This is a genomic window from Streptomyces sp. NPDC027189 (assembly GCF_055566975.1).
The window spans coordinates 321626-343405 of the sequence record NZ_JBVHRI010000004.1 but is presented as its reverse complement, the minus strand read 5'-3'; the positions used below and the strand labels follow the sequence as shown (position 1 = coordinate 343405).

Annotated in this window: 18 protein-coding genes and 1 pseudogene; 5 read left to right on the top strand and 14 right to left on the bottom strand. The window is 69.7% G+C overall.

The genetic code is table 11. The annotated features are described in order from the left end of the window. Positions 1 to 6: 6 nt before the first annotated feature. From ACZ4RZ_RS12475 to ACZ4RZ_RS12455, 5 genes are read right to left on the bottom strand one after another with little or no spacing between them, the layout of a single operon-like run. Positions 7 to 816 carry a DeoR/GlpR family DNA-binding transcription regulator gene (locus ACZ4RZ_RS12475; protein WP_467743946.1) on the bottom strand — a complete coding sequence of 270 codons (810 nt, stop codon included), beginning with the start codon at positions 814 to 816 and terminating at the stop codon, positions 7 to 9. Beyond that, positions 813 to 1928 carry an ABC transporter ATP-binding protein gene (locus tag ACZ4RZ_RS12470; RefSeq protein ID WP_467743944.1) on the bottom strand — a complete coding sequence of 372 codons (1116 nt, stop codon included), beginning with the start codon at positions 1926 to 1928 and terminating at the stop codon, positions 813 to 815. Before ACZ4RZ_RS12470 ends, ACZ4RZ_RS12475 begins: the two co-directional genes overlap by 4 nt. Then, positions 1925 to 2785 (bottom strand): carbohydrate ABC transporter permease, encoded by an 861-nt coding sequence (locus ACZ4RZ_RS12465; protein WP_467743942.1) that lies wholly within the window; start codon positions 2783 to 2785, stop codon positions 1925 to 1927. Before ACZ4RZ_RS12465 ends, ACZ4RZ_RS12470 begins: the two co-directional genes overlap by 4 nt. Further along, the gene (locus ACZ4RZ_RS12460) at positions 2782 to 3738 is read right to left on the bottom strand and encodes a carbohydrate ABC transporter permease (RefSeq protein WP_467743941.1); all 957 of its coding nucleotides are present in this window, start codon (positions 3736 to 3738) and stop codon (positions 2782 to 2784) included. Before ACZ4RZ_RS12460 ends, ACZ4RZ_RS12465 begins: the two co-directional genes overlap by 4 nt. A gap of 5 nt (positions 3739 to 3743) precedes the next feature. Then, complete coding sequence (locus ACZ4RZ_RS12455; RefSeq protein WP_467743940.1) at positions 3744 to 5165, bottom strand: ABC transporter substrate-binding protein; 1422 nt, start codon at positions 5163 to 5165, stop codon at positions 3744 to 3746. 272 nt (positions 5166 to 5437) lie between these two features. Here ACZ4RZ_RS12455 and ACZ4RZ_RS12450 point away from each other — a divergent pair, with 272 nt between their 5' ends. Next, a complete protein-coding gene (locus ACZ4RZ_RS12450; RefSeq protein ID WP_467743939.1) occupies positions 5438 to 6901 on the top strand; it encodes an FGGY-family carbohydrate kinase in 1464 nt (487 codons plus the stop codon). After that, complete coding sequence (locus tag ACZ4RZ_RS12445; protein ID WP_467743937.1) at positions 6898 to 7527, top strand: histidine phosphatase family protein; 630 nt, start codon at positions 6898 to 6900, stop codon at positions 7525 to 7527. Before ACZ4RZ_RS12450 ends, ACZ4RZ_RS12445 begins: the two co-directional genes overlap by 4 nt. 93 nt (positions 7528 to 7620) lie before the next feature. Here ACZ4RZ_RS12445 and ACZ4RZ_RS12440 read toward each other — a convergent pair whose 3' ends face one another. The 7 genes and pseudogenes from ACZ4RZ_RS12440 to ACZ4RZ_RS12410 form a co-directional block, all read right to left on the bottom strand. Beyond that, on the bottom strand, positions 7621 to 9015 hold the full coding sequence (locus ACZ4RZ_RS12440; RefSeq protein ID WP_467743935.1) for an amino acid permease: 1395 nt from the start codon (positions 9013 to 9015) through the stop codon (positions 7621 to 7623). 121 nt (positions 9016 to 9136) lie between these two features. Beyond that, positions 9137 to 10030, bottom strand: coding sequence for a TauD/TfdA dioxygenase family protein (locus tag ACZ4RZ_RS12435; protein WP_467744326.1), 894 nt, complete (start codon positions 10028 to 10030; stop codon positions 9137 to 9139). Positions 10031 to 10054: 24 nt separating this feature from the next. Next, positions 10055 to 11377 (bottom strand): annotated as a pseudogene (locus ACZ4RZ_RS12430) (LLM class flavin-dependent oxidoreductase); the annotation flags it as partial. Next, entirely contained in the window at positions 11374 to 12108 is a 735-nt protein-coding gene (locus ACZ4RZ_RS12425; RefSeq protein ID WP_467743933.1) for an ABC transporter ATP-binding protein, read from the bottom strand. The pseudogene ACZ4RZ_RS12430 and the gene ACZ4RZ_RS12425, both read right to left, overlap by 4 nt. After that, a complete protein-coding gene (locus tag ACZ4RZ_RS12420) occupies positions 12084 to 12935 on the bottom strand; it encodes an ABC transporter permease (protein WP_467743931.1) in 852 nt (283 codons plus the stop codon). Before ACZ4RZ_RS12420 ends, ACZ4RZ_RS12425 begins: the two co-directional genes overlap by 25 nt. Continuing rightward, positions 12932 to 13999 (bottom strand): ABC transporter substrate-binding protein, encoded by a 1068-nt coding sequence (locus tag ACZ4RZ_RS12415; protein WP_467743929.1) that lies wholly within the window; start codon positions 13997 to 13999, stop codon positions 12932 to 12934. The genes ACZ4RZ_RS12420 and ACZ4RZ_RS12415 overlap by 4 nt, the downstream gene beginning before the upstream one ends. A 207-nt stretch (positions 14000 to 14206) precedes the next feature. Next, a complete protein-coding gene (locus ACZ4RZ_RS12410; protein WP_467743928.1) occupies positions 14207 to 15430 on the bottom strand; it encodes an ROK family protein in 1224 nt (407 codons plus the stop codon). 644 nt (positions 15431 to 16074) lie between these two features. On the opposite strand from ACZ4RZ_RS12410, the gene ACZ4RZ_RS12405 reads away from it, so the two are divergent. Together ACZ4RZ_RS12405 and ACZ4RZ_RS12400 are read left to right on the top strand one after the other, a co-directional pair. Continuing rightward, positions 16075 to 16665: a biotin transporter BioY gene (locus ACZ4RZ_RS12405; protein ID WP_467743927.1), complete on the top strand. Its 591-nt coding sequence runs from the start codon at positions 16075 to 16077 to the stop codon at positions 16663 to 16665. Between the two features lie 38 nt (positions 16666 to 16703). Beyond that, complete coding sequence (locus ACZ4RZ_RS12400) at positions 16704 to 16889, top strand: hypothetical protein (RefSeq protein WP_467743925.1); 186 nt, start codon at positions 16704 to 16706, stop codon at positions 16887 to 16889. A gap of 87 nt (positions 16890 to 16976) precedes the next feature. Here the strand turns inward: ACZ4RZ_RS12400 and ACZ4RZ_RS12395 are convergent, their stop codons facing one another. Next, positions 16977 to 17699 carry an LPXTG cell wall anchor domain-containing protein gene (locus ACZ4RZ_RS12395; protein ID WP_467743923.1) on the bottom strand — a complete coding sequence of 241 codons (723 nt, stop codon included), beginning with the start codon at positions 17697 to 17699 and terminating at the stop codon, positions 16977 to 16979. A 231-nt stretch (positions 17700 to 17930) separates the two neighbouring features. Here ACZ4RZ_RS12395 and ACZ4RZ_RS12390 point away from each other — a divergent pair, with 231 nt between their 5' ends. Next, complete coding sequence (locus tag ACZ4RZ_RS12390) at positions 17931 to 20066, top strand: protein kinase domain-containing protein (RefSeq protein WP_467743922.1); 2136 nt, start codon at positions 17931 to 17933, stop codon at positions 20064 to 20066. A 140-nt stretch (positions 20067 to 20206) separates the two neighbouring features. Here the strand turns inward: ACZ4RZ_RS12390 and ACZ4RZ_RS12385 are convergent, their stop codons facing one another. Next, positions 20207 to 21682 (bottom strand): amino acid permease, encoded by a 1476-nt coding sequence (locus ACZ4RZ_RS12385; protein WP_467743920.1) that lies wholly within the window; start codon positions 21680 to 21682, stop codon positions 20207 to 20209. Positions 21683 to 21780: the final 98 nt, after the last annotated feature.

Here is a 21780-nt window from a genome sequence, read left to right as displayed (position 1 = left end):
GGGCACTCAGCCACCGGTGCCGGTGGCGCACACTTCGTACGGAACCTTGTGCTCGTCGAGATCGCGCAGCGCCTCGGCCGGCGCCCCGTCGTCGACGAGGACCAGGTCGAAGCGGGACAGCGGGACGACGCGGTGCAGCGCGACCCGGCCGAGCTTGGTGTGGTCGAGCAGCAGGATGTTGCGAGCGGCCGAGTCGAGCATGGCGCGCTTCACGGACACGATGTGCTGCTCCTGGTGGTACGCGTACCCGCCGAAGACCGCCGACGTCGACGCGAAACAGATGTCGACGCGCAGCGACTGCACCGCCTCCACGCAGGACACCCCGAGGAACGACGAGTGCAGCGGGTCGTAGTCGCCGCCCAGGGCCATCAGATGGATGCCGCGCCGGTCGGAGAGGAGGTTGATCGCCTCCAGGAAGTTGGTGACGACCGTGAGCGGGGTGACATCGCCCAGCCTCCGGGCTATCTCCAGCGCGGAGGTCGAGTCGTCGAGCAGCACCGCCATACCGGGCTCGACGAGCTTCAGCGCGCGCTCGGCGACGGCCGCCTTCTGCGGGCGCATCGTCTTCAGCCGGTACTGGACGTTCGACTCGAACACCCCGGACGGCTGCGCGGTCACACCGCCCCTGAACTTCCGTACGATTCCCTGTCGTTCGAGCTCGTCGAGGTCCCTGTGTATGGTCATCAGGCTCACGCCGAAGCGCTCGGCCAGCTCGGCCGCGGTCGCCGACCCGTCGGCCAGTACCTGCTCGGCCATGGCGGCCTGCCGGACCGCGGGCCCCTGCTGTGCGCCACTGGTGTTGCCGCTGCTGCTCATCGCGTGCTCGTCTCGATCCTTCGTCCTGGACGCTCCGGCCGGTCGGCCTCGAACAGCAGCAGGTTCTCAGGCCGTACGGTCAGCCGTACCGGATCGTCGGGACGCAGGTGTGTCGCCTCGGCGCGTGGCGCGACGAGCGAGACGTGCTGCCCGCCCAGCCGTACGGTGACCTCGACGGCCCGGCCGAGCACCTCCGTGACGTAGACGGTGCCGGTGAGGACCGAGCGCCGGCCCTCGGTGCCGGGTCCCTCGCGCCCCAGCGCGAGATCCCGGGGACGCACCCCGACCAGCACGTCCGTGCCCGGGGATGCCTCCGCCCCGACGGGCAGCTCCACCGCCCCGTCCGCCGAGCGGAAGCCGCCGCCCTCGGTGATCCTCCCCGGCAGCAGATTGATCCGCGGCCGCCCGAACGCCCGTGCCACCTCCGTGTCGTACGGCCCGTACCAGATCTCCTCCCGCGTCCCCGTCTGTACGATCCGGCCGTCCCGGATGACCCCGATCCGGTCGCCGAGTGCCAGTGCCTCGACGGAGTCGTGGGTGACGTACAGCGTGGTGGTGTGCTGCACGGCGCCGATCGCCTTGAGCTCGGCGCGCATCGACTGGCGGAGTTTGGCGTCCAGGTGGGAGAGCGGCTCGTCGAGGAGGAAGGCGCGGGCGGGGCGTACCAGCACCCGGCCGAGCGCGATCCGCTGCCGCTGCCCGTTCGACAACTGGCCCACCGGACGGTCCAACAGGCCGCTGATGCCGAGGAGTTCGGCGATCGCGCCGATGCGGTCGCGGGCCTCGGCGGCGGGCAGCCGGTGCCGGGGCGAGCGCAGCGGGGAGGCGAGGTTGTCGTACGCCGAGCGGTGCGGGTAGAGGGCGTAGCTCTCGAAGCACATGGCCACGCCCCGGTCGTACGGTTCGACCCCGGTCATGTCGGTGCCGTCGAGCTCGACCGTGCCGGCGTCGGGCTGTTCGAGTCCGGCCACGGTCTTGAGGGTCGTCGTCTTGCCGGCGCCGGAGGGGCCGAGCAGGCAGAAGAACTCGCCCTCGTGGACCTCCAGTTCGAGCCCGTCCAGCGCGGTGGTCCGGCCGTACGTCTTGCGCACGCCTCGGAGAGCGATGCTCATGACTTCACCGCCCCGAACGACAGCCCCCGCACCAGATACCGCTGGATCGTCAGCGCGAGCAGCAGCGGCGGTACGACGGAGACGAGCGCGGCGGCGGCCGTGAGGTTGTACTTGGGCCGGTCGCCGCCGAGGAAGGACAGCGCGCCCACCGTCACGGTCTGGGCCTGCGAGGAGGTGAGGATGAGGGGGAAGACGAAGTTGTTCCAGGCGAAGATGAAGGCGAGCAGCGACACGGCTGCGATCCCCGGCTTGACCAGCGGCAGCGCGACCTTGAAGAAGGCCTGCTTGCGTGTGTAGCCGTCGAGAAGCGCCGCCTGCTCCAGCTCCGGTGTCAGATCGGCGAAGTACGACCTCATGATCCACACGATCAGCGGCAGGGTGACGAGTTGCAGCACCCACACCATGCCGACGTACGTGTCGAAGAGGCCGAGCTTCTGGTAGAGCACGAACAGCGGGATGATCACGGTGAGTTCGGGCGCGAAGCGGAACGACAGCAGTGTGAACATCAGGTTCTCGGAGCCCTTGAACCGCCAGCGCGCCGACGCGTACGCCGCCGGCAGGCCGACCACGAGCGAGAGCGCCACCGCGCCCAGCGACACGACCAGGCTGTTGACGAAGAAGCGCACGAAGGGAATCCCTTCGCTGTCGCCGAGCACCGTCCGGTAGGAGTCGAGGGTCGGGGTGAAGGAGAAGTAGGTGCTGAAGAGCTGGTCGGCCGGCTTCAGGGAGAGGATCACCATCCAGGCGATCGGGAAGAGCGCGAAGACGAAGTAGAGGATGAGCGCGGCGTCCGCCAGCCATCCGAGCCACGGCTTCCTGCCCGGCTTCCGTTCCGGCAGCCCGTTTCTGCGGGTCACTTGGACACCTCCGCGGCCCAGTTCTGAAGCCTGCCCAGATAGCGCACCAGCACCATCGCGGCCAGATAGACGACGGCCCACAGCACAATCGTGTAGCTGATCCCGAAGGAGTAGCGCTGGAAACGGATCGCCTCCAGATAGGCGCGGATCTGCAGCACCACCGTCGAGTCGCCGGGCCCGCCCTCGGTGAGGGCGTAGATGATGTCGAAGACCTTCAGCGAGTCCATGAACCGGAAGATCACCGCGACCAGGACGTACGGCCACAGCATGGGCAGCGTGAGCCGCCGGAAGGTGTACCACCAGCCCGCGCCGTCCACGGCCGCCGCCTCGAAGGGGGAGGTGGGCAGCGACCGCAGCCCGGCCAGCGCCAGGATCGCCACGAACGGCGTGTACACCCACACGTCCACCGCGATCGACGACAGCAGCGCGCCGGTCGGAGTGTCCGTCCACGGGACGCCGCCCAGGCCGAAGGGCTTCAGCAAGTGGTTGATCACGCCCACGGACGGCTGGAGCATCAGTTTCCAGATGATCGCGGCGATCACCGGCGCGATCATCAGCGGCAGGATGAGGATCTTCTCCAGCACTCGGCCGACGCGGGAGGACCGGTGCAGCAGCAGGGCCACCGCGACCCCGAGCACGGTCTCGACGGCGGCGGCCCCGACCGCGTACAGCACCGTCACCCAGGCGGAGTTCCAGAAGGCCTCCTGGGTGAAGACCGTCCGGTAGTTCTCGAAGCCCACCATGTCCGGCTGCGGCTTGCTCGCCGAGAAGTCGAACAGCGTGTAGTAGAGGCCGAGTCCGAAGGGGTACAGGATCCCGCCGGTGAGCAGCAGGGCGGGCACGATCAGCAGGTACGGGCGCAGGCCGCGTCGCCAGCGCGGAACGGCCCGTACCTGCCGTGCCCCCTCCTCGCGGGAGGCCGCCCCGTGGTCGGTCTCCGTCAACGAGGTCATCGGGCTCAACTCACCTTGGCCGCGAGGTCACTTGCAAGGCCGTTGAGCACGGACTTGGCGTTCTTGCCGCCGTAGATCTCCTGGAGCGCGGACGCCCAGCTCGTCGTCGCGTCGAAGAACTGCTCCTGCGGGGTGAACTGGATCTTCGTCTGGTCGACGACCGTCTCGAAGGTGTCGATGAAGCCCTCCAGGTGCTTCATCTTGTCCTTGTAGGCGCCGTCCTGGCTGATCGACTTCCGCACCGGGTCGATGTGGTTGTACATGATCGCGCCCCTGCGCAGATGCTCCTTGCCCGTGGCCCACTGCAGGAACAGCCAGGCGGCGCTCTTCTTCTTGCTCTTGGCGTTCATGCCGAGCGACCAGATCCACATGTTGGTGGCGAGCGACCCGTCGGGCCCCTTCGGCCCCGGATGGAAGGCGATCTTTCCGGACGCCGGGCTCGCCCCCTTCACGGCCTGGAAGTACGCGGCCGTGTCCGCGTCGAAGAGCATCCCGGCCTTCTTCGCGCCGAGGTCGCTGGAGCACTGGTACCAGGTGTACGACGTCCACGACGGCGGGCCGCCCTGCTTGACCATGCCCGCCCAGTCCTGCGTGAAGGCGATGGCCTCCGGGGTGTTCATGGCCGGTTTGAGCTTGCCGTCGGTGACGGTGAAGTCCTTGAGTCCGCTCCGCGCGAACATCGTCATGAAGCCGGGGTGGATCGTCGCCCAGCTGCGCGAGCCGCGCACCGCGATGCCGTACATCCCGTCGAATCCGGCGCCCGGAGCCTTGCGCTTGATGACGGACGCCACGTCCCGTAATTCGTCGAAGCTCTCCGCCGGCTTGAGGCCGAGCTTCTTGAAGACGTCCGTGTTGTAGGCGACGACGTTCGTCTCCCAGCCCCACGGCAGCGCGTACTGCCCGCCCTGCCCGAGCGGCGCGCCCGCCTTGAGGGACCACTGGTCGGCCTGCAGGAGGTTCGGGAAGAAGTCGGCCCGGTCCCATTCGTCGCCGGTGGCCGAGGAGTTGCGCATCCAGGGCCCGAGGTCCTCCAGCCAGCCCGGCGGCCCGTACTGCCACACCATGTAGGCGCCGAGCATGAAGACGTCGTACGAGGCGCGCCCGCTGGACAGGTCCACGGTGAGCTTGTCGAAGTAGTTGTCCTCGGGGAAGACGTCGTACTCGACCTTGATGCCGGTCTTCTCGGTGAACGTCTTGAGGTCGGCGATCAGCGCGTCCGTGTAGGGGTGCTTGTTCAGCAGCGCCCTGACCGTCTTGCCCTTCTCCCGCTTCCAGTCGAAGGACCCGGTGACGTCGGCGGCGGCCGACCCGTCGTTCTTCTTGTCGTCCCCGCCGAACCCGGCGCCGCAGGCGGTCAGCAGCGGGGCCGAGGCCGCCGCGGCGGCCAGCGCGAGGAAGCGCCGGCGGTCGTGCACGTGCATGTCCATCCGTGACCTCCACGTCGGATCGGTCCGGTGCTGCATCCATCCGGGGGATAACCCCCGGACCCCCAGCCGGAAAGGCGGGTCAGCCGGGCAGCTTGGCGATGACTCAGCGCGGCAAGCCTGAGTAACACGTCGAGTCGACTCGTTAACAGAGGGTGTAACGGCGGGGGTTGACCGTCAATCCCTCGCGCAGGGGAAAATCTCAGGGCAGAGTGAGAAGTTCACAGTCTGGGTCGGGATGCGCGCGAGTGAGCCAAAAAAGCGGGGAGGTCCGGATGGCGGAAGACGGAACGGCGTGGCTGGGCGTCGACCTGGGCACGCAGGGCGTTCGCGTCCTCGTCGTCACCGGCGCCGGACGCGTCCTCGGCGGCGGCACGGCCCCGCTCACCGGACGGCGGGCGGGCCCACGCCACGAACAGGACGCGAAGGACTGGTGGGACGCGGTGTGCACGGCGTCCCGGGCGGCGCTGCGGCCGCTCGAGGGCGTACGGATCGGCGGGCTGGCGGTGTGCGCCACGTCCGGGACGGTGCTGCTCACGGACGGTTCGGGGTGCCCGCTGACACCGGGCCTGATGTACGACGACGCACGCGCCGTGGCCCAGGGGGAGCGGGCCCGGGCGGCCGGGCTCTACGTGCAGAACGGCTGGGGGCTGCCGAAGGCGCTGTGGCTGATGCGGGAGTACGGAGGCGCTCGCCTGGCGCACCAGGCCGATGTCATCACCGCCCGTCTCGCCGGCCACCCGACGCCCACCGACTCCAGCCATGCCCTGAAGACCGCCTACGACCTGGAGCGCGACACCTGGCCGTACGCGGCCCTCGCCGAACTGGGCCTGCCCGAGGACCTGTTGCCCGAGGTCGTACGCCCCGGAACCCGGCTCGGCGAGGTCTGCTCGGCCGCCGCCGAACGCACCGGCATCCCCGCCGGCACTCCCGTGATCGCCGGGATGACCGACGGCTGCGCGGCCCAGATCGCCTCGGGCGCCCTGCGCGAGGGCTCCTGGAACTCGGTGCTCGGAACGACGCTCGTGCTCAAGGGCGCGGCAGCGCGGCCGGTACGGGACACGACCGGCGTCGTTTACAACCACCTCGCTCCGGGCGGGAGTTGGCTGCCCGGGGGTGCGTCGAGTGTCGGCGCGGGCACGCTGGCGGCGTACTTCCCGCATGCCTCACCGGCCGCCATGGACAAGGCCGCCCCGGCCCACGAGCCCGCGTCCGTCCTCGCCTACCCCCTCACCTCACCCGGGGAACGCTTTCCCTTTCTCGCCCCGGACGCCACCGCCTTCGTCCTCGGCGAACCCGCCTCCGACGCCGACCTGTGGGCCGCGCTCCTCCAGGGCGTCGGCCTCACCGAGCGGCTCTGCCTGGACTACCTGCACCACCTCGGCGCCCCACTGGACGGCCCGCTCACCTTCACCGGCGGCGCCGCCCGCAGCCCGTACTGGAACCAGCTCCGCGCCGACATCCTCGGCCGCCCCGCCCGCGTCCCCGAACAGACCGAACCCGCGCTGGGCATGGCCGCGCTGGCGGCCTACGGCACGGGCGCCGCCCGCACTCTCGCCGACGCCGCCGAAGCCATGGTTCGCATCCGCACGGTCCTCGAACCCCGCACCGCCCGTACAGCACTCTTCGTCGACCCGTACACGCGGTTCGTCGACGAGCTGGAACAGCGCGGCTGGCTGCCGGCTTCCGTCGCAGCGCACGCGCGAGCGCGCGTGAACCTGGATACTGCCGGGTCATGAGTACGACGAGCACCCGCGGTGCGACCCTTCTGCTGGCCCGGCACGGGCAGACCGTCTGGCATGCCGAGAACCGCTACGCCGGCGTGAGCGACGTGCCCCTCACCGACGAGGGCCGCGCCCAGGCGGAGGCCCTCGGCCGCTGGGCGGCCGCACACCCGGTCGACGCGATCTGGACGTCCACGGTCTCCCGCGCCATCGCCACGGCCGAACCCGCCTGCCGCGCCCTGGGCCTCACCCCGCACCGTGAACCCGCTCTGCGCGAGTGCGACTTCGGGGTCGTGGAGGGCCGCACCCTCGCCGAGTTCGAGGCGGAGAACCCGGCGCGCGCCAAGGCCTTCCGGGCCGACCCGGTGTCGTATCCCTTCCCGGAGGCGGAGGACCCCCGCACGGCCGCCGCCCGCGGCGCGGGTGCCCTGCGCCGCATCGCCGCCGCACACCCCGGCCAGCGCGTCCTGGTCGTCGCCCACAACACCCTGCTCCGCCTGGTGCTCTGCTCCGTCCTGTCCATTCCGCTGGGCGAGTACCGCCGTGTCTTTCCGCGACTGCGCAACGCGGCGATCACTGAAATCAGGGTCGAAGACGGGGCGGTTTCCCTGCTGTCGCTCAACGTGCCGTGCGCACCATGAGGGAAAGCCCCCGCGAGTCAGGTCCTCGCGGGGGCTTTCCTTCTTTCCGCCTGCCACGTGAAGGGTGGGAAGACGATCACCAGTTGAGGGGCGTCAGTGGCGGGCCCGCGCCTTTTGCCAGCCGTAGCCGACGGCCGCCAGGAACAGCGTCATCCCGCCCGTCGAGTAGAGCTGTACGCGGGTGTCGGGCTCCCGGGCCATCAGGACGAAGATCGCCGCCATGCCTGCCAGCGCGACCCACGTCAGCACCGGGAACGCCCACATCCGTACGACCAGCTTCTCCGGGGCCTCCCGCTCCACCCGGCGCCGCAGCCGCAGCTGCGAGACCGCGATGAAGACCCAGACGACCAGGATCACCGCGCCGATCATGTTCAGAAGCCAGGGGAAGACGTCGTTCGGGCGCCAGTAGCTGAGGACGACGCACACGAAGCCGAAGACGGAGGACGTCAGCACCGCGATGCGCGGGACGCCCCCAGACACCCGGCCGAGCGCCTTCGGGCCCTGGCCGCGCTCCACCAGCGAGTACCCGATGCGCGAGGCTCCGTAGATGTTGGCGTTCATCGCCGAGAGCAGGGCCACGAGCACCACCACGTTCATCAGCTGCGCGGCGCCCGGGATGCCCAGGTGGTCGAGGGCGGCGACGTACGGGCCCTTCTCGACGACTTCCTCGGAGTCCCACGGGACGAGGGTGACGATGACCGCCATCGAGCCGATGTAGAAGAGCGCGATCCGCCACATGGCGGTGCGTACGGCGCTCGCGACGCCCTTGACCGGGTTCTCCGACTCGGCCGCCGCGATGGTGACCGTCTCCAGGCCGCCGTACGCGAACACCGACGCGAGCAGACCGATGACGAGCCCCTCGCTGCCGTTCGGCAGGAAGCCGCCCTCACCGGTGAGGTTCGAGGCGCCCGGAGAGTCCGTGCCCGGCAGCACGCCCGCGATGGCCAGCACGCCCAGGACCAGGAACAGGCTGATCGCGCCCACCTTCAGCGCGGCGAACCAGAACTCGAACTCGCCGAACTTCTTCACGGCGCCGAGATTGGCCGTGCAGAAGACGACCATGAACAGCGCCACCCACGCCCACTCGGGCGTGCCCGGCAGCCAGCCGGTGACGATCTTGGCGGCGCCGATGCCCTCCAGGCCGACCGCCGTGCACAGCAGCACCCAGAACGACCAGCCCGCGGTGAAGCCCGCCCACGGCCCGATCGCCCGCTCCGCGTGCGCGGAGAAGGAACCGGACGACGGATACGCGGCCGACATCTCGCCGAGCATCCGCATCACCAGCATGACGAGCAGACCGGAGACGGCGTACGCGATGACGATCGAAGGCCCGGCGGCGGCGATCCCCGCGCCGGACCCGACGAACAGGCCCGCGCCGATCACACCGCCGAGGGCGATCATCGACAGGTGGCGCTGCTTGAGGCCGTGGGAGAGGGAGACGTCCGTGTCGGGGGGGCCGGGTGGGGCGTCGAGGGTGGTGCGGGACATGAGAGCGGGTGGTCCCTTACGTGCGAGGGGCAAAAACGCCCACAGTCTGGGCAGCCTCTCCGCTCAGAGGGAGGGGCTGCCCAGAATGCGGACGCGCGCCGTACAGTGCGCGACCTCCCGGTTACGCGGCGACGGACGTGTAGTGCGAGGCGTCGCCCGCGATCGAGTAGCTCTCCTTGCCCTCGATGCCGACCGGCACGTCACCGGCGACCGTCACGCGGTGCAGCCGGCGCGGCAGACCGTCGTAGTTGTCGATGGCGTAGTGCTGGGTGATCCGGTTGTCGAACAGGACCAGCTGGTTCGGGGACCAGCGCCAGCGCAGGATGTTCTCCGGCCGGGTGACATAGGCCTGGAGCAGATCGAGGATCCTGCGGGACTCGCCCACCGACAGGCCGACGATCCGCTGCGCGAACCCGCCGATGAACAGCCCGCGCTCACCGGTCAGCGGGTGGACCCGGACGACCGGGTGGGCGGTGCGGTACTTGATGGAGGTGAACTCGGCGCGCTGCGCTGCCTTCTCCTCGTCGATCTGCTCGTCCGGCACCGCGTAGTCGTAGTCGTTGGTGTGCTCGGCCCACAGCGTGTCGGCGAGCGCGCGGAGGGGTTCGGGCAGGTCGCGGTAGGCGGCCGCCGAGTTGGCGATGAGCGTCTCGCCGCCGTACGGCGGGATCGTGATGCTGCGCAGGGTGCTGGCCTGTGGCGGGTTGAGGACGAAGGTGACGTCGGTGTGCCAGTGGTTGGCGCGGCCGCGCTCGCTGTCGACGGGCAGCACGTTCGGGGCGCCGGCCACGGCGGACACGGTGGGGTGGGCGGTGGTGAGGTCGCCGAACCGCTGGGCGAAGGCCTGCTGGCCCTCGTCGTCGAGGTCGACGTCGTCGAAGACCAGGGCCTTGTGCTCGTTGAGGGCGGCGCGCACGGCGGCGAGGGTGTCGTCGTCGAGCGGCTTGGCGATGTCGATGCCGGATATCCGGGCGCCGATGTTGCCGGTGACCTTGTGGATCTGGATGTCGGCCATGTGGGGCGGTTCCTTTCGGACGAGGGGGCTGGCGTACTGGTTGGCGGGGCGCGGGAGTCCGTATCTCTCCCGCAGGGTCCGGCGGGGCCCGTACTCGGTACGAAGCAGGCCCCGGGTGCGCAGGATCGGCACGACGTGGTCGACGAAGAGGTCGAGGCCGGACGGCAGTACGGCGGGCATGATGTTGAACCCGTCGGCCGCGCCCAGCCGGAACCACTCCTCGATGGCGTCGGCGACCTGCTCGGGCGTACCGGCGAAGGTCAGATGCCCGCGCCCGCCGCCGAGGCGCCCGATGAGTTCGCGGACGGTGAGCCGCTCGCGCCGGGCGAGCTCCACGACGAGCGTGTAGCGGCTCTTGGCCCCCTCGATCGCGCTCTCCGGCGGCAGATCGGCGGGGAGCCCCACGTCGAGGCCGAGGGTGCCGGGCTCCAGGTGCAGCAGGTGTTCCAGGCGGTTCAGCCCGTGCTCGTACACGATGTGGTCCTCCAGGACCTGTTCGTGACGGCGTGCCTCTGCCTCCGTCGAGCCGATGACGGGGACGATCCCGGGCAGGATCTTGATGTGGTCCGGGTCGCGATCAGCGGCTGCCGTGCGGGACTTGAGGTCGGCGTAGAAGCTCTGCGCGTCCTTGAGCGTCTGCTGGGCGGTGAAGACCGCCTCCGCGTACCGCGCCGCGAACCGTTTGCCGTCCTCCGACGAACCCGCCTGCACGAGGAGCGGGTAACCCTGGGGCGCGCGCGGCACGTTGAGGGCGCCCTCGACGCTGAAGTACGTCCCCTGGTGGCGCGGTGGATGAATCTTGCTCTCGTAGCCCCAGACGCCCGCTGCCTTGTCCGCGACGACGAGGTCGTCCTCCCAGCTGTCCCAGAGCTTGAGGGCTACGTCCAGGAACTCGGCGGCGCGCTCGTAGCGGGTGGCGTGCGCGGGCTCGTCGTCGAGGCCGAAGTTGCGGGCGGCCTCCGCGCCGGCCGTGGTGACGATGTTCCAGCCCGCGCGACCACCGCTGATGTGGTCCAGGGAGGCGAATCTGCGGGCCAGGTTGTAGGGGGAGTTGTAGGAGGTGGAGGCGGTGGCGATCAGGCCGATGTGCTCGGTGGCGGTGGCCAGCGCCGTGAGCAGGGTGATGGGTTCGAGCGCGCCGGACGGGCGCTGGCCGACGCTGTTGAACAGGACCGGCCCGTCGGCGAGGAAGAGCGAGTCGAAGGTGCCGCGTTCGGCGATGCGGGCGAGGTGGACGTAGTGGGCCAGTTCCACGTGCGCGTGCGGGTCGCTCTCCGGCAGGCGCCAGGAGGCCTCGTGATGGCCTGTGTTCATCAGGAACGCGTTGAGGTGGAGCTGACGGGTCACTTGTGGTCCTCCGTGACTCCCAGGGCGGTGAGGAGCCGTTCGCGGTAGTCGCCGAGCAGCGGATCGCGGTACGAGCGCGGGTGCGGACGGTCGATGGGCAGGTCGAGGCCGATACGGCCCTGGTCGAGCACGAGCACCCGGTCGGCGAGCACGATCGCCTCGTCCACGTCGTGCGTGACGAGCAGGACGGAGGGCCGGTGGCGCTCCCACAGCTCACGCAGGAGGACGTGCATCCGGATCCGGGTGAGCGCGTCGAGGGCGCCGAACGGTTCGTCGGCCAGTAGCAGTTCGGGCTGGCGGACGAGCGAGCGGGCGAGGGCGGCGCGCTGGGCCTCGCCGCCGGACAGCTCGTTGGGCCAGGCGCGTTCGCGGCCTTTCAGGCCCACCTCGGCGAGGGCTTCGCGGCCCTGCTGCGCCGCTTCCTTGCCGTCGAGGCCGAGGAGCACGTTGTCCAGCACCCGGCGCCAGGGCAGCAGCCGGGAGTCCTGGAAGACGACGGACACCCGTTCCGGGGCGGTGAGCCGGCCGCTTCCGGTGACGTTGTGGTCGAGGCCGGCGATCGCCCGCAGCAGGGTGCTCTTGCCGGAGCCGCTGTGCCCGAGCAGGGCCGTGAACTGTCCGGCCGGCAGGTCGAGGTCGATGCCGTCGAGGACGGTACGGCCGTCGAACGACCTTGTCAGTCCCCGGAGTTGGACGGCAGGCCGGGTCAGCTGCTCAGTGTGCGGCGCCATGACAGCACCCTCCGTTCGACGATACGGACCGCGCTGTCGGAGATGAGGCCGAAGACGCCGTAGACGAGCAGGCCTACGAGGATGACGTCGGACTGGCCGTAGTTCTGGGCCTGGAACATCAGGTAGCCGAGTCCGCTGGTGGCGTTGATCTGCTCAAGGACCACCAGGCCCAGCCAGGAGCCGGTCACCCCGAGCCGGAGTCCGACGAAGAAGCCGGGCAGTGCGCCGGGGATGACGATCTGGCGGACGAAGGCCCACCTCGACAGGCCCTGGACCTCGGCGAGTTCGACGAAGCGGCTGTCGATGCCGGACAGCGCGGCATGTGTGTTCAGGTAGATCGGGATGTAGACGACGATGGCGATGATCGCGATCTTGAAGGTCTCGCCGATGCCCAGCCACAGGATGAACAGCGGGATCAGCCCGAGGGTCGGTATCGCCCGGTTGAGCTGCACCGTCCCGTCGATCAACGCCTCGCCGACCCGGCTGAGCCCGGACGCCAGCGCGAGGGCGACTCCGGCGGTGAGGCCGATGGCGAATCCGTACCCGGCGCGCTCCAGCGAGGTCAGTATGTCGGTGGGCAGGGTCCCGGCGGTCCACAGATGACCGGCCGTCCTCAGGACCGTCCAGGGGGCCGGGATCGCGCCGGGATCGAGCTGTCCGGCGGCGGAGGCGACGGCCCACAGGGCGACGATCAGGGCGGGGCCGATCAGCCGGGACGCGGGCAGGCGTTTGCCGGGGGAGAGGCCTCGGCGCCGCCGTCCTGCCCGATGGCTCTCTTCCTGAGCCGCCACCGGCGCGACAGTGGTCGTGGTGGTCACGGCGCTCACCTCCGGTACTCCGCCGGTACGGCCTTGGCGGCGATGTCCTCGAAGCGGTGGTCGAAGAGCGAGGAGACGTCGAACTTCTTCACGAAGCCGCCCTCCGCCAGCAGCTCGGCGGTCTTCTGCTCCCACTTGATGGCCTCGTCCCAACTCGGCGGGAACAGCGGCTTGTTGGCGAGCCTGGTGATCGACTGGGCCTGGGGGAGGGTCAGGTTCTGCGTCTTGACGTAGAACTCCTCGTTCCAGATGTCGGGGTTCTCGTACGTCCAGACCTGGCCCTTGGCCCAGTACGGGATGTACGCGGCGACGGCGGCGGCCTTCGCGGAGTCGCCCAGCACAGAGGTCGGCGCCCACAGCAGGTTGAGCAGGTCGACGACGTCCGTGGTGATGACGTGGGCGCCCTTGGACTTGTACTGCTGCAGATAGGCGGGCGCCTGGCTGTTGGCGAGCGGGGCGATGTCCACCTGGCCCGACTGCAGGGCCGTCAGGAACTGGTTGCTGGTCAGCGGCACGAGCTCGACATCGTCGTACTTCAGCCCGGCCTTCTTCAACGCCCTCAGGAGTACGACACCTTGGGCCTGGCCCTGCGAGAAGGCGAGCTTCCTGCCCTTGAAGTCCGCGACCGACCGGATGTCGCTGCCGGGCTTGGTGGCGAAGAGGTAGTTGGGCCTACGGGTGACGTTGATCGCGACGATCTTCGCGTCGAAGCCCTGATAGTGGGCCTGGATCGGCGGAATGCCCGCGTTGTTGGCGACGTCCAGGGACTTGGCGCGGAAAGCGTTGATGACGTCGGGGCCGGCGCCGATGTTCACCCAGCTCGACACCTTGAAGGGCAGGTCGTCCAGCTTGGCGAGCTTGAACTGGAGTTGCTGGGTGTTCTGATAGGACGCGATCTTCAGGCTCGTACCGGCCGGGATCTTGTCGGCGAGCGGGGCGGACGAGGCGCCCTTGGTGTCGGCGGCCGCGCTGCTTCCCGCGCAGCCGCTCAGCCCGGCGACGCCGGCCGCGGCGCCGAGCAGGGAGGTGAGGAAGAGCCGTCGGTCGACACCCGACACGGGAGAAGAAGGCATGGGAGGACTCCGTGAGATCAGAAGGCAGGAATACATGCGGAATTCCGGTCACGAGGAAGCCCAGGGAAAAGGAATTCACGCAGAAAAAATGAGCGCTTCACACGCGGCAACGTGTCAGCAACAAAGGGTGCGACAGCTCACGAACAGGCTCATGACCAGGATGTTCCTGGTCATGCACAGTCCCTGTCAACATTCGGAGTTTCTGAATTAAATAGCCTCAGGTGAAGCGGCCAGCGGATCCCGGTAGAGCACGTCGAGCGCCACCGAACCGCCGGCCACGGCGAGTACGGATTCCGGGAAACTCGTCGGCACGACGGAAGCCCCGCGCTCGTCACCGACCCCCTCGCGCAGCGCGCTGAGGCAGTCCTCCCGGTGAATGATCCCGACCTCGGTCACGACCACCGTCTCCGGATTGAGCACGTCCAGCAGCAGCCGCGCCGCCCGTCCGATGGCGCGCGCCCGCTCCACCAGCAGCCGTACGGCCTCCGGGTCACCGCCCGCCGCCGCCGCGACCACGTGCAGGGGGTTCACGCCTTCGACGACGCCCGCCTCCCGTGCCCGCCGGCACAGCGTCCGCTCGCTCAACTCGGCCTGGAGGCAGCCGATGCGCCCGCAGTCGCAGGGCTCCGTGCCGCCCGGCACCGGCAGATGGGCGATGGCGCCCGCCTGCGAGCGCGGCCCGTGGTGCACCTCGTCGTTGGTGGCGAACGCCGCGTCGACGACGTTGCCGACGAACAGATGCAGCACGCTTCCGCTGCCCCGCGCCCGCCCGAACAGCCGCTCCCCGTTGACCAACGCCCGTGCGTGCCCGTCCACATGGACCGGCAGCCCGGTGCGTTCGCCGATGACCTCCCGCACCGCCACGTCGCGCCAGCCCAGCAGCGGGTGCTCGACGACGGTCCCGGACTCCCGGTCCACCCAGCCGCCGACGGCCACGCCGACTCGGAGCGGTCGGCATCCCGGGGCTTCGTCCAGCAGAGCCCCCAGCCCGTCGGCGGCCCGTGCCAGCACCGCCCCGGGATCGGTGCGCTCGTGCTTCAGCTCGCGCCGGGCCACCACCCGGCCGCGCAGATCGAGCAGCGCGACCGTGGTGTACGGCACCGCCACATGGACCCCGCCGACCACGAACCGCGAGTCGTCCAGGTCGACGGGGACGTGCGGACGCCCCACTCCGTTCGACCGCCGGGGCGCGGCCGCCTCGCGGATGAGGCCGAGTTCGGCGAACCGGGCGCAGTAGTCCGTCACCGACGCCGGCGAAAGACCGGTCAGCCGGGCGATGGTGCTGCGCGCCACCGGACCGTGCTCCAGCACGGACCGCAGGACGACGCTCGCGCTCGTCCTGCGCCGGTCGGGGTCGGCCGCGCGCGGTATACGGGAAGCGGAAGAGGAGGGAAAGGGGGAGGTGAGAGTGGGTGCCGCGGTACGGGGCATGGCGATCATCCTCGGGAACGGGTCCGACACTGCGCCGTCTCGTGAAGCGAGGCGCACGGGATCCGCTCCGCCCGCCTCGCTAGGGACGGCGACAGGCGGCCGCGCTCACACGTCGCAGGTCGACATGGCGACGCGACGAGAAGTTCCGGGCCTGGGCGAGCATGCGTCGAAGGGTAGGCGCTGCCGGCCGACTTCGGCCAGGGTGTGTTTTCACCCCCTCCGCCCCTACCCGTCGCGTACCGGGGGGGCTGCCGCCCCCCCCAGCCCCCCGCTGTCGCGCTCGTCCTCGAACGCCGAACGGGCTGAAAATCTCCAGCCCCGGCCGGCAAGAGTTCCGCCCCTCTTGCGTGTGAGGAGCGGGGGTTCGGGGGGGCGGAGCCACCAAGGTCGGGAATGGGCAGGGGCGGAGGGGCGACGAGAATCTTTGGCGGGACTCTACAGTCGTCGCCCACCCCGCCACCCCGGATAAATCGACCCCCACCTCAGTGATCAGCATCACGCCCCGGCGGGTGTACCCCCACCCCTTTGTGAAGAGTCCACCAAGCTCGGGATCCCCCCTTTGTCGACCACTGACGGTGATCGCCTACGCACCCCTGGGATAGCGTCACCGTGTCCCAACGTGCCTGAACCCCGCCGGAGTCCCCATGAGTACCGCAGCCGCCACGCCCCGCACCGGCACCCGCCCCGGCGAGGTCCTCGCCGACCTGCTCCCCGCCTCCCGCGTCAGGGACGCCGCCCTCGTGCTCGGCGGCGCCGCCCTCACCGGCCTCGCCGCCCAGATCTCCCTCCCGGTGCCGGGCTCCCCGGTGCCGGTGACCGGCCAGACCTTCGCGGCGCTCCTCGTCGGCACGGCGCTCGGCGCCGGCCGGGGCCTCTTCTCCCTCGCCCTGTACGCGCTGCTCGGCCTGGCCGGCGTCCCGTGGTTCGCCGGCGGCTCCTCCGGCGTCTCCGTGTCCTTCGGCTACATCCTCGGCATGCTCCTCGCCTCCACCGTGGTGGGCGCCCTCGCCCGCCGCGGCGCCGACCGCTCGGTGCTGCGCATGGCGGGCGCGATGCTGCTCGGCGAGGCGATCATCTACGCGATCGGCGTCCCGTACCTGGCCCTGGCCACCGGTATGTCGGCCGGCGCGGCCATCGCGGCGGGCCTCACCCCGTTCCTGATCGGCGACGCCCTCAAGGCCGCGCTGGCGATGGGCGTGCTGCCCACCGCCTGGAAGCTCGTCGACAAGAAGTGACGGCTCAAGTGGCCTGCTGGTCCTTGATGTTGTAGTTCGTGCGGAAGAGGTTGTGCGAAGCCGTTCTGGAAACCGCCGAGTTCCTCGTCGTACCCGGGGTCACCGGGGCGGAGGACGAGCCGGTCACGGTCCGCGGTGTTCCGGTCCTGGTCTTCGGTGTTCCGGTCCTGGTCTGCGGTGTTGTCGGCGGTGTTCATGCGGCTCATCGTGGCGGCATTACTTGACAACTGCCGTCACGTTTTCCGGGATCACGCAAGAGATGGGCCGGGATGCCGCGCTCGGCATCCCGGCCCACCCTCAACGGTCGCTGTTCAGGACTGCTGCTGCCGCGGGCGGCGGTGCGCCCACCACAGTCCCGCCGCTCCCGCGGAGATGAGCGCCGCGCCCGCCGCGCCGAGCGGCAGGACGTCGCTCCCCGCGCCGGTCTTCGGCAGTTGGTCGCCGCCGGGTGCCACCGGCTTGTTGTCGGTGCCGAGCAGCAGCGGGGTGGCCGGGGCGTTCGGCGACGGGTTCGTCGTACCGAACGGCACCGGGCCCTGCTGCCAGTAGGTCTTCTTCCCGTCGCTCGTCTGTACCGGGAGGCAGATCTTTCCGGTCTTGCCCAGATCGAACGTCGCGTCGACCGCGTACGACTTCGACTTGCCGACCGCGAGATTGCCGACCGAGCAAACGAAACCACTGTTCGAGCCCTTGGGCAGATCCTTGTCCGCCAGAGCGGTGCAGCCCTTGACGCCCTTGACCTGAAGGCCGTCGAAACCGACCACCAAAAGCCTGATGTCGCCGCTGTCCTTGGTCCCTTCGTTCTTTACCGTGGCGGTAATGGCCGTCTTCTGGGAACTGTTGTCGACCGAGATCTTCTCGGGCAGTAGCGTGGTCAGCTTTACACCTGCCGGCGCCTCGTCAATTACCTTTCCCCCCTTGCTGCTCCCCGGCCCCTGGTCGTCCGCGACGGCGGTGAAGGAAAGGATCATCACGGCCGAGAAAGATGCCGTGAGCAGCGATCCCGCGATGGTCGTCGTGTGACGAGAACTCATGTTCGTCCCCCTTGGCTGCGCCTGAATTCGCAGTACTTGAAGAGGTACCACAAGATTTCTCCGCACTATGCTGGTACGGCCCGAAGTGTGACCATTGTGTTTCTGTTGTGACGGGCGATTGTGGCTGATGTTGAGGGGGTGCAGGGATTGTCGGCGAACGTACAGGGCGGTGTTCCGGGATTACTGGTGACGGGGCGTTATCGGCTGGTCGAAAGTATTGGGCAGGGGGGAATGGGGCGGGTGTGGCGAGCCGCCGACGAAATGCTCGACCGGCAGGTCGCGGTCAAGGAAATGCGTATCGACGGACTCGATCCCGAGGACACGAGGACGCGCCGCGAACGCACACTGCGCGAAGCCAGGGCCACGGCCCGGATCGACCATCCCAACGTCGTCCGCATCTACGACGTCGTGGACGAGGGCGAGCGGCTGTGGATCGTCATGGAACTCGTCGCCGGGCGTTCCCTGGAACGGATCGTGATGGAGGACGGACCGCTCGGCCCGCGCGAGGCGGCCCGGATCGGGCTCGAACTGGTCTCGGCGCTGCGTCAGGTGCACGCCGGCGGAGTGCTGCACCGCGACATCAAGCCGGGCAACGTCCTGGTCGAGCGGCGTGGCCATCGCGTCGTCCTCACCGACTTCGGCATCGCCGCGTTGCAGGACGCGGAGGCGCTCACCATGGTCGGGATGCTGGTCGGCTCCCCCGACTACATGGCGCCCGAACGCGTCTCCGGCCGCCCACAGGGCCCGCCGTCCGATGTGTGGTCCCTGGGCGCGACCCTCTGCGCGGCCCTGGGCGGCCGCTCCCCCTTCTCCCGCTCCACCACGCTGGCGACGCTGCACGCCGTCCTGTACGAGGAGCCCGAACTCCCCGCTTCCGCAGGTGACTTGCGGGACATTCTGGCCGCGCTCCTGGAGAAGGAGCCGTCGACCCGGCCCGGCCTGGCGGAACTTGAGGCGGAGCTCGCGGAGCTTGTGTACCGGGGATCGGGGGCAGGGGCGGGCACGGCTTCCGCCGAACTGCCGGATACGGAGCCCGAGTACGACTTCGACTCCGAGTACGAATTCGAGTACGCGACCGAGGCTGGGTCCGAGGTCGAGCCCGGGTCCGAGTCCGAGCCCGTGCCCGAGCCCAGGTGCGAGCCCGAGCTCGGGTCCGCGTCCGGCTCCAGGTCCGAGCGCGTTTCCAGGTCCGATTCCGAGCCCGCGTCCTGGACCGAGCCGGATCCGGAGCCGGACGTGCCGAATGCCACCCCACCGCTCCTTCAGCCGGCTCGCGGGGAGCCGCCCACGCCCGCGCTCCTCGACGCCCAGCTGCTACGTGCCGCGCGGCAGCCCCCGTCGGACCTCCCCGAGGCCATCCCACCTCCGGAAGAAGAGCGTCCTCCTGGGCGCGCCCCCGAACCCGAACCCGAGCCCGTACACGACGCGATACCGCCGCACCGCACCCCGACGCGAAAGAGCCCACCCGACTTCGAGAAGCACCGGGAGGAGAATCCGAAGAGGCACCCGAAGAGGCACCCGGAGCAGCCGCCTGTCTCCGCACCCAACGCCTCCACCGAAGTCCCCTCCGAATTGCGCGCGGAGGTCGGCTCGGAGGTCTCCTCCGCCGGTACCCCCGACACGTTGGCGCAGACCGCGACGGCCGTGACTGCGGCACGGCTGCCGACGGCGCCGGGGCCTGTCGGGATGCCCCCCGGCGAACTCCCCGGCCCCGCCGTGCCGTCCGGCGGTCCGCGACGGAGCAGGCGCCGTATGGGTCTGGCCGCGGCCAGTGGTGTGGTCGCCGCGGGCGTCGTCGCCTGGGTCGTCATCGCCGCGACGGGCGGATCGCCCGACGGCAGGACCGGGGCTTCCTCCGGATCGTCCGTGCCGGCCGCCTCGTCGGGAGCCGCCGGCTCCCCGTCTCCCTCGTCCACGGTCGAGGGCACCTCGCGGCCCCCCAGCCTGCCCCCGGGAGCCCATCGGGAGGCAGGCGGGTACGCGTGGGTGACGCCCAAGGGCTGGCGCCGTGACGTGAAGACGGGCTCGGAGGTGCACTACACCTCGCCCGACGGCATGCAGGAACTCGCGGCCAAGTCCTCGCTGGCCAAGGGCGACCTGATGCAGACCTGGCAGACTTCGGAAGAGAACGCCCGCCAGGGGCGGGACTACCAGAAGATCCGCCTCGACAGGACGACGTTCCGGGGCAGGCCCGCGGTCGTGTGGGAGTACACCTTCACGCTCAAAGGTGTGCACTGGCACGCGCTGCTGCTCGGCTTCGACGCCGACGGCAAGTCGTATCAGATCAACACCTGGTACCAGCCGGACATCGAGAACCAGGCGCTCCAGGTCTACCAGCAGGTCAAGAACAGTTTCACGGTGCTGTGAACCGGGACCGCGCGGGGCCAACGGAAGGAGGGGCCCCGCGGCGAAGACAACGGAAGAAGGGGCCCCGCGGCGAAGACAATCGCCGAGGAGCCCCTCCCACACGTCACATCAACGACGTCGGACCCGACGTCACCATCGGCTCAGCCGACCTTCACCGGATCCTCGTCCCGAGGCTCGGCGGCCGCGACGTGCTTCACGGAGGACGTGCCCGCCCCGACCTTCTGCCGGATGACGGCGATGACGAGCACCACCGCCGCGACCAGCAGCGACAGCAGCACGGTCTCCCGGCCGTCGTGTTCGGTGTCGGTCAGCATGTAGCCGAGCACGAAGACGATCAGCGCGGCCGTCGCCCAGGTCAGGTACGGGTACAGCCACATCTTCACGACCAGCTTCTCCGGCGACTCGCGCTGGATGATCTTCCGCATCCGCAGCTGCGAGAAGCAGATGACCAGCCAGACGAACAGGGCGACCGCGCCGGAGGAGTTGACCAGGAAGAGGAAGACCGAGTCCGGGAACTTGTAGTTGAAGAAGACGGCGACGAAGCCGAAGACGACCGAGACGACGATCGCGGCCATCGGTACACCGCGCGAGGTGGTCTTCGCGAAGGCCTTCGGCGCGTCGCCGCGCCGACCGAGCGAGAAGGCCATGCGGGAGGCCGTGTAGAGCCCGGAGTTGAGGCAGGACAGCACGGACGTCAGCACGATGAAGTTCATGATCTGACCGGCGTGCGCGATACCGAGGGAGTCGAGGGCGGCGACGTACGAGCCCTTGTCCTTGATCGAGGGGTCGTTCCACGGCAGCAGGGTCACGACGACGAAGATCGAGCCGAGGTAGAAGACGCCGATCCGCCAGATGATGCTGTTGGTGGACTTGGTGACGGCCCGCTGCGGGTCCTCGGACTCACCGGCCGCGAGGGTCGCGATCTCGCTGCCCATGAAGGAGAAGACGACCAGCAGTACGCCGGTGAGGATCGCGCCGGGGCCGTGCGGCAGGAAGCCGCCGTGGTCGGTCAGATTGCCGAGCCCGGCCTTGTCGCTGTCGACGCCCGGCAGCACACCGAAGACGGCGAGCGCGCCGACGATGATGAACGCGCCGATCGCCACGACCTTGATCCCGGCGAACCAGAACTCGAACTCGCCGTAGGACCCCACGGACACCAGGTTGGTGGCGGTGAGGACGACCATCACGATGAGCGCCCACCCCCACTGGGGCACGGCCGGGATCCAGCCTTCGAGGATCTTGGCCCCGGCGGTGGCCTCCACGGCCAGCACGACGACCCAGAAGAACCAGTAGAGCCAGCCGATCGAGAAGCCGGCCCAGCGGCCGAGCGCGCGGTCGGCGTGCGCGGAGAAGGAACCGGAGGTCGGGTTCGCGGCGGACATCTCCCCGAGCATCCGCATCACCAGCACCACGAGCGTGCCGACGAGGGCGTACGAGAGGAGGATGCCGGGTCCGGCGGTGGCGATACCGGAGCTGGAGCCGACGAACAGCCCGGCTCCGATGACACCACCGATGGCGATCATGGACAGATGACGGTTCTTGAGTCCGGCCTGGAGGCCGCCACCGGGTTCTCCGGGGCCGCTTGCGGCCGTCGTGGGGGTCGGCTGCGAGGTCATGAGGGGGATTCCTTTGCGCCGGTGAGCAGATTCCCGTGCATGAGCGGTGTACGGGTTGGACCAGTGAATCTGAGGCAAAGGAATTCGTGAACCTTTGA